The sequence below is a fragment of the Novosphingobium sp. GW821-FHT09E05 genome (assembly GCF_059416165.1).
Map to the genome: position 1 here is coordinate 228,693 of NZ_JBWKOQ010000001.1, position 14,089 is coordinate 242,781.

The 14,089-nt window shown below is 69.8% G+C and carries 11 protein-coding genes; 2 read left to right on the top strand and 9 right to left on the bottom strand.

Annotated elements, in window-relative coordinates; translation table 11 throughout:
• Positions 1-33: 33 nt before the first annotated feature.
• Genes metH through AC07M9_RS01130 form a run of 5 tightly spaced genes read right to left on the bottom strand, consistent with a single transcriptional unit; the run spans position 34 to position 6,159 of the window.
• Positions 34-2,667, bottom strand: coding sequence for a methionine synthase (metH, locus tag AC07M9_RS01110; protein ID WP_494880610.1), 2,634 nt, complete (start codon positions 2,665-2,667; stop codon positions 34-36).
• Positions 2,668-2,683: 16 nt separating this feature from the next.
• Complete coding sequence (locus AC07M9_RS01115) at positions 2,684-3,205, bottom strand: GNAT family N-acetyltransferase (RefSeq protein ID WP_494880612.1); 522 nt, start codon at positions 3,203-3,205, stop codon at positions 2,684-2,686.
• Between the two features lies 1 nt (position 3,206).
• Positions 3,207-4,253 carry a homocysteine S-methyltransferase family protein gene (locus AC07M9_RS01120; RefSeq protein ID WP_494880614.1) on the bottom strand — a complete coding sequence of 349 codons (1,047 nt, stop codon included), beginning with the start codon at positions 4,251-4,253 and terminating at the stop codon, positions 3,207-3,209.
• Entirely contained in the window at positions 4,250-5,155 is a 906-nt protein-coding gene (gene metF / locus AC07M9_RS01125; protein WP_494880616.1) for a methylenetetrahydrofolate reductase [NAD(P)H], read from the bottom strand. Before metF ends, AC07M9_RS01120 begins: the two co-directional genes overlap by 4 nt.
• Entirely contained in the window at positions 5,152-6,159 is a 1,008-nt protein-coding gene (locus AC07M9_RS01130) for an ArsR/SmtB family transcription factor (protein WP_494880618.1), read from the bottom strand. The genes metF and AC07M9_RS01130 overlap by 4 nt, the downstream gene beginning before the upstream one ends.
• A 168-nt stretch (positions 6,160-6,327) precedes the next feature.
• Here AC07M9_RS01130 and AC07M9_RS01135 point away from each other — a divergent pair, with 168 nt between their 5' ends.
• Entirely contained in the window at positions 6,328-6,498 is a 171-nt protein-coding gene (locus AC07M9_RS01135) for a hypothetical protein (protein WP_007687823.1), read from the top strand.
• A gap of 266 nt (positions 6,499-6,764) precedes the next feature.
• Positions 6,765-8,420: an NAD+ synthase gene (locus AC07M9_RS01140; protein WP_494880620.1), complete on the top strand. Its 1,656-nt coding sequence runs from the start codon at positions 6,765-6,767 to the stop codon at positions 8,418-8,420.
• A gap of 10 nt (positions 8,421-8,430) precedes the next feature.
• Here AC07M9_RS01140 and smc read toward each other — a convergent pair whose 3' ends face one another.
• The 4 genes from smc to AC07M9_RS01160 all read right to left on the bottom strand — a co-directional run bounded on the left by smc (position 8,431) and on the right by AC07M9_RS01160 (position 14,079).
• Entirely contained in the window at positions 8,431-11,868 is a 3,438-nt protein-coding gene (gene smc, locus AC07M9_RS01145) for a chromosome segregation protein SMC (RefSeq protein ID WP_494880622.1), read from the bottom strand.
• 21 nt (positions 11,869-11,889) lie between these two features.
• Positions 11,890-12,660, bottom strand: coding sequence for a thioredoxin domain-containing protein (locus AC07M9_RS01150; RefSeq protein WP_494880624.1), 771 nt, complete (start codon positions 12,658-12,660; stop codon positions 11,890-11,892).
• A gap of 128 nt (positions 12,661-12,788) precedes the next feature.
• On the bottom strand, positions 12,789-13,517 hold the full coding sequence (locus AC07M9_RS01155) for a thioredoxin domain-containing protein (protein WP_494880626.1): 729 nt from the start codon (positions 13,515-13,517) through the stop codon (positions 12,789-12,791).
• A 19-nt stretch (positions 13,518-13,536) separates the two neighbouring features.
• Positions 13,537-14,079, bottom strand: a complete 543-nt coding sequence (locus AC07M9_RS01160; RefSeq protein ID WP_494880628.1) for a DUF721 domain-containing protein — start codon at positions 14,077-14,079, stop codon at positions 13,537-13,539.
• Between the last annotated feature and the right edge of the window lie 10 nt (positions 14,080-14,089).

The following is a 14,089-nucleotide window of genomic DNA, read 5'->3' on the forward strand; positions in this document are numbered from 1 at the left end:
CGGGTGCTCTTGAGGCGCGGTCCCGGCCTCCGCTCAGTCGAGGTTGGGACGCAGCCAGCGCTCCGCCGTGGGCAGGTCGACGGCGCGGCGGCTGGCGTAGTCTTCCAGCTGGTCGCGGCCGATGCGGGCGACGCCGAAGTACTGGCTTTCCGGGTGCGCGAAGTAGAAGCCCGAGACGGCCGCCGTCGGCAGCATCGCCTGGCTTTCGGTCAGGATGATGCCGGCGTTGTCCGATGCCTTGAGAAGGTCGAACAGGATCGGCTTGAGCGAATGGTCGGGGCAGGCGGGGTAGCCGGGTGCGGGGCGGATGCCGCGGTATTCCTCGCGGATGAGCGCCTCGTTGGTGAACTGCTCGTCCGGTGCGTAGCCCCACAGCTTCGTGCGGACATGGGCGTGCAGGCGCTCGGCGAAGGCTTCGGCGAAGCGGTCGGCGAGGGCTTTGAGCAGGATGTCGGAGTAGTCGTCGTGCGCGGCCTGGAAGCGGGCGAGGTGCGGCTCTATGCCGTGGATGCCCACTGCGAAGCCGCCCAGCCAGTCGTCCTGGGTGTCGATGAAGTCGGCAAGGCAGAAGTTCGCGCGCCCGCGTGACTTCTTGACCTGCTGGCGCAGCATCGGGATGCGGGTTCCGTCCTCGAGCAGCACGTCGTCGCCGTCGCGATGCGCGGGCCAGAAGGCGCAGACGCCCTTCGCGGTCAGCCACTTCTCGTCGATGATCTTCGCCAGCATCGCCTGCGCATCGGCGAAGAGGCTGCTCGCGCTTTCGCCGACGACCTCGTCCGTCAGGATCGCCGGATAGTTGCCCGCGAGTTCCCAGGCGCGGAAGAACGGCGTCCAGTCGATCGTCTCGGCGAGGTCGGCGAGGTCCCATTCCTCGAAGACGTGGAGGCCCGGCTCGACCGGGGCCGGAGCCTTCTGCGCGAAGTCGGCCGGGAAGGCGTTGGCGCGCGCGTCGGCGAGCGGGAGCAGGTCGCTCTGGCCCTTGTTCGCGCGGGCCTCGCGCACCTTCTCGTAGTCGATCGAGACCGACGACTTGAAGCCTTCCGCCTGCGTGTCCGAGAGGAGCTGCGAGGCGACGCCGACCGCGCGGCTGGCGTCGAGGACGTGGATCACCGGCCCCGTGTAGGCCGGGTCGATGCGCAGCGCGGTATGGACCTTGGAGGTCGTCGCGCCGCCGATCAGCAGCGGGATGTTCATCTCCGCGCGCTGCATTTCCTCGGCCACGGTCACCATCTCGTCGAGCGAGGGGGTGATGAGCCCGGACAGGCCGATGATGTCGGCCTGGTTCTCGTTCGCCGATTCGAGGATGCGGCTCCACGGGACCATGACGCCGAGGTCGATCACCTCGTAGCCGTTGCACTGCAGCACGACGCCGACGATGTTCTTGCCGATGTCGTGGACGTCGCCCTTGACGGTGGCCATGATGATCCGGCCCTTGGCCTTCGCGCCGGGGAGCTTGTCCGCCTCGATGTAGGGGATGAGGTGGGCGACGGCCTTCTTCATGACGCGCGCCGACTTCACCACCTGCGGCAGGAACATCTTGCCCGATCCGAACAGGTCGCCGACCACGTTCATGCCGCCCATCAGGGGGCCTTCGATGACTTCGATCGGGCGCCCGCCGCGCGCGAAAATTGCGGCGCGCGCTTCCTCGGTATCCTCGACGACATAAGCGTCGATGCCGCGGACCAGCGCGTGCTCCAGCCGCTTGACCACGTCCCAGCCGCGCCATTCCTCGGCGGCCTTCTCGGCGACGACGTCCTTGCCCTTGTAGCTTTCGGCGAGGTCGATGAGGCGTTCGGTCGCGGTCTTGCCGTCGGCACCGATGCCGGGATTGCGCATCATGATGACGTCTTCGCAGGCGTCGCGCAGTGCGGGTTCGATCTGGTCGTAGACGTCGAGCTGGCCGGCGTTGACGATCGCCATGTCGAGACCGACCGGGATCGCGTGGTAGAGGAAGACCGAGTGCATGGCCCGGCGCACGATCTCGTTGCCGCGGAAGCTGAACGAGAGGTTCGACAGTCCGCCCGAGAAGTGGACGTGCGGGCAGGCGGCGCGAATCTCGGCCACCGCCTCGATGAAGTCGAGGCCGTAGCGGTCGTGCTCCTCGATACCGGTGGCGACCGCGAAGACGTTGGGATCGAAGATGATGTCCTCAGGCGGAAAACCGATGCCGGTGAGCAGGCCGTAGGCGCGCTTGCAGATCTCGATCTTGCGCTCCTTGGTGTCGGCCTGGCCGGTCTCGTCGAAGGCCATGACGACCACGGCGGCGCCGTAGTCCATGCACTTGCGCGCGGACTCGAGGAACGGCGCCTCGCCTTCCTTCATCGAGATCGAGTTGACGATCGGCTTGCCCGAGACGCACTTGAGCCCCGCCTCGATGACGTCCCACTTCGAGCTGTCGACCATCACCGGCACGCGGGCGATGTCTGGCTCGGCGGCGATCAGCTTGAGATAGGTGGTCATCGCCTCGACCGCGTCGAGCAGGCCCTCGTCCATGTTGACGTCGATGACCTGCGCGCCGTTCTCGACCTGCTGGCGCGCGACCTCGACGGCGGCGGGATAGTCGCCGGCCATGATGAGCTTCTTGAATTTCGCCGAGCCGGTGACGTTGGTGCGCTCGCCGATGTTGACGAAGCGGGCGCCGGTGGATGCAGGGGCAGTCGAGGTCATTGTCATTCTCGTTGAATCAGAGAGGTCGTGCGAGCACGAAGTCGTCATAGGTCTTGCCGCCGACGTCGAAGCGGCGCGTGCCGATCGTCTCGAAGCCGTGCTTGGCATAGAAGGAAAGCGCGCGGTGGTTGTCGTCCTTGACGCCCAGCAGCAGGCGGCGGGCGTCCCCCGCCTCGGCCATGACGGCCTGCATCAGGGCGCCGGCGATCGTCGAGCCCCGGAAGCGCGAGAGCAGGTAGATGCGCTTCAGCTCCACGTCGCCGGGCTGCGCGAGCTCCAGTTCGGGCTGGCACGACATCGCATAGCCCACCGGCGCGCCGCCCGGTTCGATCTCGGCCAGCCACGCCTTCGCGCCGCCCGCGAGATAGGCGCGGTACTTCTCCGCCGAGTGCTGGGCCGCGCAGTGCGCGACGAGGCCCGCGCCGTCGATGAAGCCGGCGAAAGCCTCGAGGAACGTCGCCGCGCCCACCAATGCCAGCGCCTCGGCATCGGCGGGGCCGGCGGGCCGGATGCGCCAGATGGGGATGTCTGCGTTCACGTCAGGCCGGGAGGATGAAGGGTTCGAGGCCCGCGAGGCGCGTCACGGCTTCCAGCTGCGGCAGCACGCGAGGCGGCATGGCGGCGACCTTGTCGGCGATGGCCTTGATATGCGCGGGAGTGGAACCGCAGCAGCCACCCAGCACGTTGACCTGCCCAGCGATAGCCCATTCGCCGACGAAGCCCGCCGTCGTGTCCGGCATCTCGTCGTACTCGCCCAGTTCGTTGGGCAGCCCTGCGTTGGGGTAGATCATGATGAGCGTGTCGGCGGTCTCGGCCAGCGTCTTGACGTGCGGGCGCAGCTGCGTCGCGCCGAACGAGCAGTTCAGGCCGATGGTGATCGGTTTCGCATGGCGCACCGCGTGCCAGAATGCTTCGACTGTGTGGCCCGAGAGGTTGCGGCCCGACAGGTCGGTCAGCGTCATCGACAGCATGATCGGCACCTCGCGGCCCAGTTCCGCCTCGAGCTGGCGCACCGCCATGATCCCGGCCTTGGCGTTGAGCGTGTCGAACACCGTCTCGATCAGGATGAAGTCGGCGCCGCCTTCGATGAGAGCCGCCGCCTGTTCCTTGTAGACACTCGTCAGGGTGTCCCAGTCGATCTCGCGGTAGCCCGGATCGTTGACGTCGGGGCTGAGCGAGAGCGTCTTGTTGGTCGGCCCGATCGCGCCCGCCACGAAGCGCGGGCGGCCATCCTTCGCCTGGTACTCGTCGGCGAGGCGGCGGGCGAGTTTCGCCGATTCGACGTTGATCTCGCGCACGAGATGCTCGGCGCCGTAGTCGGCCTGGCTGATGCGGTTGGCCGAGAAGGTGTTGGTCTCGGCGATGTCGGCGCCGGCCTCGAAGTAGGCGCGGTGGATCGCCTCGGGCACCTCGGGCTTGGTCAGCGCGAGGATGTCGTTGTTGCCCTTCTGGTCGTGGGTCAGGCCGAGGTTGCCGGCATAGTCGGCCTCTGCGAGCTTCCAGTTCTGGATCTCGGTGCCGAAGGCGCCGTCGGTGATGAGGATGCGCTTGGCCGCCTCGGCGAGGAATGTTTCGCGTGCGCTCATGCCGCGTTCTCCTTGGGGCGAAGGCCGAGCAGCTGGCAGATCGCGTAGGCCTGCTCGGCCTTGTTGAGGGTGTAGAAGTGGAAATCGCGCGAGCCGCCTTCGTAGAGGCGCTTGCACAGGTCGGCGGCGGCGACGGCGGCGACCAGCGCGCGCGGGCCGGGGCGCTCGTCGAGCCCGGCGAACATCGTCTCCAGCCAATCGGGGACGAGCGTGTTGCCGCTCATCCGCCGGATCGCCGCGAAGCTCGTCACCGGCATGATGCCCGGCAGGATCGGCGCGGTGATGCCCGCCGCCAGCACCTTGTCGAGGAAGCGGAAGTAGGCGTCGGTCGAGAAGAAAAACTGCGTGATCGCGCGGGTGGCGCCCGCGTCGAGCTTGCGCTTGAGGTTGTCGAGGTCGGCCTCGGCGCTCGCCGCCTCGGGGTGGATTTCGGGATAGGCGGCGACCGAGATCTCGAAGTCGTGGCGCGCCTTCAGCCCCTCGACCAGCGCGGCGGCGCTGGCGTAGCCTTCGGGGTGCGGCACGAAGCGGCCGCCGTCGGCCGGCGGCGGATCGCCGCGGAGCGCAACGATGTGGCGCACGCCCGCTTCCCAGTACTGGTCGGCGACTTCGGCGATCTCGTCCTTGCTCGCCGCCACGCAGGTGAGGTGCGCGGCAGGGACCAGCGACGTCTCGCGCACGATGCGCGACACCGTCGAATGCGTGCGCTCGCGCGTCGAGCCGCCGGCGCCGTAGGTCACCGAGACGAAGCTCGGATCGAGCGGGGCAAGCTGGGTGATCGCATCCCACAGCTGCTCCTCCATCTTCTCCGACTTGGGCGGGAAGAATTCGAAGGAGACGTTGATGTCGCCGGGCAGCCCCGCGAACAGCGGGGTCTCTGCGGGGCGTGTGGTAGCGGTCATGTCAGGCTCGTCTCTCGGTTAACGGTGGTTTCGACGGCAGGCGCATCGCCGCGCCGCGCCGTCCAGATCTTCACGGTGAGCGGATCGCCTGGCAGCGCGACCGGCGGGCCGGGCTCGAGCCCGGCGCCGGCCAGCAGCGCCAGCATCTGCTCGTCGGAAAAGCCCAGGCGCGCATGGGCGTGGCGTTCGCGCAGTTCCTCGTGCTCGTGCGCGGCGAGGTCGACCACGGCGATGCGTCCGCCGCGGCGCAGCACGCGCGCCGCCTCGGCCAGGACCGCGCCGGGGTCCAGCGAATAGTGCAGCACCTGGTGGAACAGCACGGTGTCGAAGGCGTCGGCGGCGAAGGGCAGGGCCCCGAAGTCGCCCTGCACGAGGTCGACCTTGTCCGCCGGCAGCGCCTGCAGCCGGGCGCGCGCGATGCGCAGCATTTCCGGGCTCTTGTCCAGCGCGGTCACGCGGCCCGCGCGCGTGGCGAGAAGCTCGGCCATGCGCCCGGTGCCGGTGCCGACGTCGAGCAGCGCGCCGAGCGGCTGCGTTTCGTCCCCGTTATCCAGCGCGCCGATCAGCGCGGCTTCCACCGGCTCGTCCGCGCCGTGCAGGCGGCGCAGTGTATCCCATTCGACCGCGTGGCGCGCGAAATAGGCCTCCGCGCTCGCCTCGCGCCCGGCGCGGATCGCGGCGAGGTGGCGGCGATCCTCGGCGCAGCGGGCGGAGAACTGCGCGTCGTCGCGCTCGGCCAGCGCCAGCAGCTGCGCCGAGGCGCTGCCCAGCGAGGGCGGGTCCCGTTCGTTGACGGCGCTGCGCAGGAACACCCAGCTGCCTTCCTTGCGGCGTTCGGCGAGCCCTGCATCGCACAGGATGCGGATATGGCGCGAGACGCGCGGCTGGCTCTGGCTGAGCACCTGCGCGAGTTCGCCGACCGCCAGTTCCATGTGCGCGAGCAGGCGCATGATGCGCAGCCGCGTCGGCTCCGAAAGCGCTCTCAGAAGGGGGTCGATCCGCATGGCGCATCATATAAAGATATCTTTATATGTTCGCAAGCCCTAGGAAATCAGCGGATTTCGGCCCTTAACAATCCTATTTGCGTTGCACCATTGTCTCGTCTAAAGATTGGCGCTGCAGGCTTGCCTGCAAGCGTTGGCCTATGGGTCAAACAATGCAAGGGGATTCGCATGAAGAAGATTGCTTTCGCGGCGTTCGCGTCGGTTGCCGCTCTGTCGCTCGCTGCTTGCGGTGGTGACCCGGCTCCTGAGGCCACTGAGTCGGTTGAGACCACGCCGGAAGAGATGATGACCGGTGACGCCACCGACGTTCCGACCGAGGCTCCGTCCGAGGCGATGTAATCGGCGCAGGGGGTCTGGCGCCTGCTTCGGCAGGCTGCTGATCCCCGCCGCTTTCCGGTTCGGGACCTTCACGGGAACCGATGGAAAGTCCGTTTCACGACGGACAGAAGCCCTCCCCACCGGGAGGGTTTTTTGTATCCGCCGCAGACGCGGGCTTCCGCCATCGAACCGAGCTGGCGCTGCCCGGCGGCGGGGGGTGAGGCCAAGCGCCGCGCCGCGCCGATTTTCGTTTGCACTGCCCCTGCCTGCCGGGCATCAACCGGGCCATGCCCGATACGCTGAAGATCACCCTCGCCCAGCTCAACCAGTCGGTGGGGGACATCTCCGGCAATGCCGCCGCCGTCCTCGCCGCGCGCGACAAGGCGCAGGGCAGCGACCTCGTCGTCTTCCCCGAACTCCACCTGATCGGCTACCCGCCCGAGGACCTGATCCTCAAGCCCTCGCTGATCGAGCGCGCCGCCGCGCAGCTCCAGGTGCTCGCCGAGGCGAGCGCGGGCGACGGGCCGGCGATGCTGGTCGGCTCCGCCTTCGTACTCGATGGTGCGCTGCACAACGGTGTCGCCCTGCTCGACCAGGGCAAGGTCGCCGCCGTGCGCCTCAAGCACGAGCTGCCCAACTACGGCACCTTCGACGAGATGCGTCTGTTCCAGCCCGGGCCGCTGCCCGAGCCGGTGATCCTGCGCGGCACGATGATCGGCGTCCCCATCTGCGAGGACATCTGGCAGCCCGAAGTCTGCCGTCATCTTGCCGACTTCGGGGCGGAAATGCTCGTCTGCATCAACGGCAGCCCCTACGAGATCAACAAGGACGCCCTGCGCATCGAAGGGGTCGCCAAGCGCCGTGCGGTCGATACCGGGCTCCCGCTCGCCTATCTCAACCGCGTCGGCGGGCAGGACGAACTCGTGTTCGACGGCGCGAGCTTCGTGGTCAACGGCGACGGCGGCCTTGCCGTGCAGCTGCGCGACTGGGAGGAGCAGGTCGCCGAAACCCGCTGGACCAAGACCGCCAAGGGCTGGCGCTGCGACCGGGGCACGGTCGAAAGCCTCGCCGTCCACCCCGAGGACATCTACTGCGCGATGGTCCTGGCCCTTCGCGACTACGTGAACCGCAACGGCTTCCCCGGCGTGGTGCTCGGCCTTTCCGGCGGGATCGATTCGGCGACCTGCGCCGCCATCGCCGTCGATGCGCTGGGGGCCGACCGGGTCTGGGGCGTGATGATGCCCTCGCGCTTCACCAGCGCCGAGAGCCGCGAGGACGCCGCCGCCTGCGCGCGGGCGCTGGGCATCCGCTATAGCGAAATGCCGATCGGCATGGCCATCGACGGCTTCGATTCGATGCTCGGCGAGGCGTTCGACGGCCTGCCGCGCGACCTTGCCGAGGAGAACCTGCAGTCCCGCATCCGGGGCGCCGCGCTGATGGCGCTGTCGAACAAGTTCGGGCCGATGCTGGTGACCACCGGCAACAAGAGCGAGATGAGCGTGGGGTATGCGACCATCTACGGCGACATGGCGGGCGGCTACAACCCGCTCAAGGACGCCTACAAGGTGACCGTCTTCGCGCTCGCCCGCTGGCGCAACCACCACGTCCCGCGCATCGGCCTCGGCCCCGCGCATCCGGTCATCCCCGAGAACACCCTGACCCGCGCGCCCAGCGCAGAGCTGCGCGAGGGCCAGCGCGACGACGACAGCCTGCCGCCCTACGACGTGCTCGACCCGATCCTCATCGGCCTCGTCGAGAACGACAAGAGCGTCGAGCAGCTGGTCAAGGAAGGCTTCGAGCGCGGCGCCGTCCGCCACGTCGAACGGCTGCTCCACCTCGCGGAATACAAGCGCCGCCAGGCCCCGCCGGGGGTCAAGCTCACCGCCCGCAACTTCGGCCGCGACCGCCGCTACCCGATCACCCACGCGTTCCGGAGCGGGTGACCGCCGCGCCCTACTGCGCCGCGAGCAGTTCCTCCGCCCCGCCCAGGTCCACGCTCACCAGCCGCGAGATGCCCTTTTCCACCATGGTCACGCCGAACAGGCGGTGCATGCGGCTCATGGTCACCGCGTTGTGGGTGACGACGAGGTAGCGCGTGTCGGTCTCGCGCGTCATCGCTTCGAGGAGGTCGCAGAAGCGCTCGATGTTCGCGTCGTCGAGCGGGGCGTCGACTTCGTCGAGCACGCAGATCGGCGCGGGGTTGGTGAGGAACAGGCCGAAGATCAGCGCCACCGCCGTCAGCGCCTGCTCGCCGCCCGAAAGCAGGGTGAGCGACTGCAGGCGCTTGCCGGGCGGCTGGGCGTAGATCTCCAGCCCGGCCTCCAGCGGATCGTCCGAATCGACGAGCGCGAGGTGGGCCTTGCCGCCCTGGAACAGCTGCTGGAACAGGCGGCGGAAGTGGCCGTCGACCGCCTCGAACGCGGCGCGCAGGCGCTCGCGCCCCTCGCGGTTGAGGTTGCCGATCGAGCCGCGCAGCCGGTTGACCGCCTCGGTGAGTTCGGCCTTCTCGGCGGCGCTGGTGACCAGTTGCCCCTCGGCCTCGGCCAGTTCGTCGGCGGCGACGAGGTTGACCGGGCCGATCCGCTCGCGCTCGCCAACGAGGCGTTCCATCGCTGATGCCTCGTTCTCGGCGCTGACGACTTCGGCGGAAGCGAAGGCGAAACGTTCGGGCAGGACCGGGGGCGGACACTGAAAGCGTTCGCCCGAGACGCGGGTCATCTCGACGCGGCGCTGGTCCTCGTGCTCGGCGCGGGCGACCGCCCCGGCGCGGCCCTCGCGCGCGGCGGCGAGGGTTTCCTGCGCGGCGGAAAGCGCGGCGTCCGCCCGCTTCGCGGCTTCGGTGGCGGCGGTGACGGCGGCGTCGGCCATGCCCAGTTCGTCGGCAAGGCGGATGCGCACAGCTTCGCCCTGCTCGATCTGCGCCATCAGCGAAGCGGGCTTGGCGGCAACGATCGCGCGCTCGGTCTCGATCTCCTCGAGCCGGCCGGCCATCTGCGCGAGGCGGTTGGTGGCATCCCCCGCGCGCGCCTGCCAGCCGCGGATGTCGCCGCGCTGGGAGGTGGTGCGTTCGCGCGCGACGGCAAGCCCTTGGTCGTGCGCGGCGAGGCTCGCCATCGCGGCCTGGAGCGCGGCGCGGGCCTCGGCATTGCGGCCCCGCGCGGTTTCCAGCTCGGCGCGGCCCGAGGCGGGATCGGGCAGGGCGGTGAGCTTGGCCTCAGCGGTGGTGACCTCGGCGGCGGCGGCGGAGCGCTGGTCTGCAAGTTCGGCCACGGCGGCGTCGAGTTCGGCGCGCCGGGCGCGCTGGCGGCTGCGCGCATCCTCGGCCTGGTCGACGGCACGCAAGGCGCCGCGCTCGGCATCGGCGGCGGCGGCGATGGCGCGCTCGGCGGCGATGGCTTGCGAGGAAAGCGCGGCGAGGTCCTGCTGGGCGGTGATCTGGCGGGCTTCGGCAATTGCCACAGCCTCACGCAAGGGTGGCAGCTGCGCGTCGAGTTCAGCGAAGCGGTTCTCGGCCTCTAGCCGGGCTGCCTCGGCTGCGCCTTCGCCGCGCGCGACGAAGCCGTCCCACCGCCGCAGGACGCCGCCGCGCGTCACCAGCCATTCGCCGGGGTTCAGCGACCGTCCGTCATCCGCCTCGACGACGTGGACGAGGGCGAGGCGGGCGGCGAGTTCCGCCGGGCATTTCGCGACATGGGCGGCGAGGCTGTCGGCGACCGGCGCGGGGGCCTGCGCGCCGGTCCAGAAGCGGCCGTCGGCATTCGCCACCGCGCCCAGCGGGGCCTTGGCGTCGCGGCCGAGCACGGCGGCGAGCGCGCGTTCGTACCCCGGCGCGGCGCGTAGGGCGTCGATGGCGACGGGCAGGCCGTGCGCGGCCTTCGCCCCCTTGGCGCGCGCCTCGCGGTCGCGGACGAGGGCGGTGTGTTCGCGCTCGATGCCGGTGAGGTCGGCACGGGCTCCGGCGAGCGCGGAGGCGGCGGCGTCACGCTCGGTCTGGAGCGCGGCCTTGCGCGCCTGCATGTCGTCGAGGCCCTCGCGTGCGGCGGTGAGCGCTGCACCGGCGGCTTCGGCCTTGGCGCGGGCGGCGGCGATGGCGGCGTCGAGGTCGGCGGCGCCGGGCTGGGCGGCGATCTGGCCCTCGATCCGCGCGGCGTCCTGCTCGATACGGGTCTGGCGGGCGCGGGCCTGCGTCAGTTCGGCCTCGGCGATGCGCCATTCGGCTTCGACGCCGGCCTGCCGCGCGGTGGCCTGCGCGAGTTCGAGTTCGGCGGCGCGGCTGGCCTGCTCGGCGCCGTCGAGCGCGTTGGCGAAGCGCGGGCGCCGGGCCTCGTCGGCCGCCAGCTGCTTCTCGCCCTCGGCGAGGTCGCGTTCGAGGCGGGCGAGGGCTTCGGCGGCGTCGCGGGTCAGGCGGTCGGCGTCGTGGCGGTCTTCCTCCAGCCGGGTGCGCTGGCGGTCGAGGTCGGCGAGGCGCTGCTCGGCGGCTTCGAGCTGGCTGGTCAGCGTCGCCATGCGGTGTCCCTGCGCCGAGGCGTCGTCGCGCCGGTCGGCCAATTCGTCGCGCGTCTGCGCAAGAGCCTCGGCGGCGGCGGCCTGCTGCGACTGGGCTTCGGCGGCAAGTTGCTGCGCGGCGCTCACTCGCGCTTCGGCGGCCCCAGCTTCGCGCTTCGCGGCTTCGGCGGCGGCGGCGGCGTCGCGCCAGCGGGCGAAGACGAGGCGCGCTTCGGCGAGGCGGATCTGGTCGGTCAGCGCCTTGTAGCGCTCGGCGGCTTTCGCCTGTCGGCGCAATGTGCCGACCTGCTTGTCGAGGCTCGCCATGATGTCGTCGAGGCGGGCGAGGTTGGTTTCGGTCGCGCGCAGGCGCTGTTCGGCGTCGCGGCGGCGGACGTGGAGGCCGGCGATGCCCGCCGCCTCTTCCAGCATGGCGCGGCGCTCGGTCGGCTTGGCGGCGATGACGGCGGCGATGCGGCCCTGGCTGACGAGGGCGGGGCTGTGCGCGCCGGTGGCGGCGTCGGCGAAGATCAGCGCCACGTCGCGGGCGCGCACGTCGCGGCCGTTGACGCGGTAGGCGCTGCCCGCGCCGCGCTCGATCCGGCGTACGACCTCCAGATCCTCGCGCGTGCCGTCGGCGCGGGCGCTGGTCTCGGCCTTGAGGACGACTTCGGCGAAGGCGCGCGGCGGGCGCTTGTCGGTGCCGGCGAAGATCACGTCTTCCATGCCTCCGCCGCGCATCGACTTGGGCGAGCTTTCGCCCATGACCCAGCGGATCGCCTCGAGCAGGTTGGACTTGCCGCAGCCGTTGGGGCCGACGACGCCCGTCAGCCCCGGCTCGATGCGCAGTTCGGCCGGCTCGACGAAGCTCTTGAATCCGCTGAGCTTGAGCCGGTGGATGCGCATCTGATCGTTACCGGCGGCGCATCAGCGCGCGCCGGCCTGCTGCAGCTTGGCCTCGACTTCCTTCCAGACCGACGAGCCGACCGAGTTGCCGTTGATGATGAAGCTCGGCGTGCCGGTGATGTTGAACTCGTCCGTCGCCTTCTGGGTCTGCTCGGCGAGCGCCTTGGCCTTGGCGGTGTCGGCAAGGCAGGCATTGGCCTGGTCGCGGGCGATCCCGCGAGAGGCGAAGAACTCGGTCATGCCGGCCATTTCGGAGATGGCGCCGATCTGGCGCTCCTTGGGCAGAGCGTCGATCGCGGCGAGCTTTTCCTGGCCGGCGGCCTGCATGTTCTCGAACATCTTGGGTTGCCAGGCCCAGAACTGCTCGCTGAGCGGGATCACCGCCTCGGTCGCGCCGCAGGTGGCGAGCAGCGAAGCGGGGATGTCGTAGGGGTTGAGCATGAAGTAGCGCAGCTCGTAGCTCACGCGGCCGCTGGCGACGTAGTCGTCGCGCAGCTTCTCGAAGCTTTCCTTGGCGAACTCGGCGCAGTGCGAGCAGCTGAGCGCGCCGTATTCGACCAGCTTGATCGGGGCTTCGGGGTTGCCCATGCGGTAGCCGCCCTCCGGCGTCCTGACGACGGTGTCGGCCCAGGCTTTGCCGGCGGGGGCGGCGATCTTCGCGATCGGCTCGCCCGAAGTGGGGGCCGCCGCTTCGTCCTTCTTGCCGCAGGCGGCGAGGCCGAGCGCGAGCGGGGCGGCGATCAGGCCCAGGACAACGTGGCGCGAGATCAGGCGGAAGCGGTGGCGGATCATCTTAGGCGAATCCCTGGATAAGCGATTGGGGCGAGGCTAGCCGATGGTCACGGCGAAGACAAAGCGAAGGGGAGCGAATTTGCGCCCGGTCTTCCACAGTTTGCACGGCGGAAGGCGCGGGCCGAAGGTCAGATGTTGCCGGCGCGGGTTTCGGCGATCTTGGCGGTGATCGCCTTCGATACCGAAGCCCAGTCGTTGGCGGGAAGCACCTCGCCGTTGAGCGTGAAGCTGGGGGTGCCCTGGAAGCCCAGCTTCTCGACCTCGGCCTGCTGCGCGCGCAGGCGTTCGAACGCGGCCTTGTCGGCGAAGCAGGCGTCGACCTGCGGGCGGCTGACGCCGGCGGCCTCCATCTTCTCGTAGAAGCCGAAGTCGCTGGCGATGGCGCGCATGCGGATGGGCAGTTCGCCCTGGTACCAGCGCGCCTGCTGGTCCTTGCTGAAGCCCTCGATCTTGCCGAGCCAAGTGTCCTGGGTGCCGAAGAAGGCGCTGTGGCGCACGAAGAAGCGCTTGGGGTCGCCGCAGTTGGTGAGCATCGCCACGGTGAGGTCGATGGGGTTGCGCAGGAAGTTGGTGACGGTCACCGAAACCTGCCCCCTGGGGACCACCGTGGCGCGCAGCACCGCGTCCGATTCCTTGTGGAAATGCGCGCAGTGCGGACAGGTGTAGCTGACGTATTCGACCAGCTTCACCGGCGCGTCGGGGTTGCCGTAGCGGTGGCTGCCGTTGGCGGTCGTCGCGACCTGGGCGACCCAGTTCACTTTCCCGGCGGGCAGCGCCGCGGGCTTCTTCGCGGGCGTGGCGGCGACGCTCAGCGCGGCGCAGGCGAGCAGGGCGGCGATACGGGAAGTGCTCTTCATCGGGTGTTCTTCTGCCATCCTATTGATCTTCGTCGGCCTTGGCCTCGATGCTGCGTGCCAGCGATTCCAGCACCGCGCGCAGCTCGGGGTCGCCGATGTCGCGCAGCGAGTCGCCGAGTTCGAACGGCACCGGCCTGAGCGTGGGCGGGGCGCCGCGCGGTTTTGAAGCAGGCGGCGGCTTAACCTCGCCTTGCCGGATCTTCACGCGCGCGACCGCCTTGTAGCCGAAGAAGCGGTTCACCCGGTCCATGATCTCGGGGATGACGTGCTGGATCATCGGCGCGTGCGCGGCCACGACGACCAGCTGGAGGATGCCCTCGGTCTTTTCGCCCGGCGGGAAGCGGATCGATTCCGGCGCGCAGACGCGGGCATGGCGGGCGCCGACGATCTCGGGCCAGCGCGACACCACGCTCGACTGGATGAAGCCGAAGCGGCGGAAGGCGGTGCGTCCCACTTCGGGCATGAGTTCGGAGATCGGGCGCGCGCCGCCCCCGCGCGGGCGCTCGTAGCGCTTGAGGCCGGCGGTGCCTTTCGCGGGCTTGCCTGCGCCGGGTTTGTCCACCTTGTCCAAC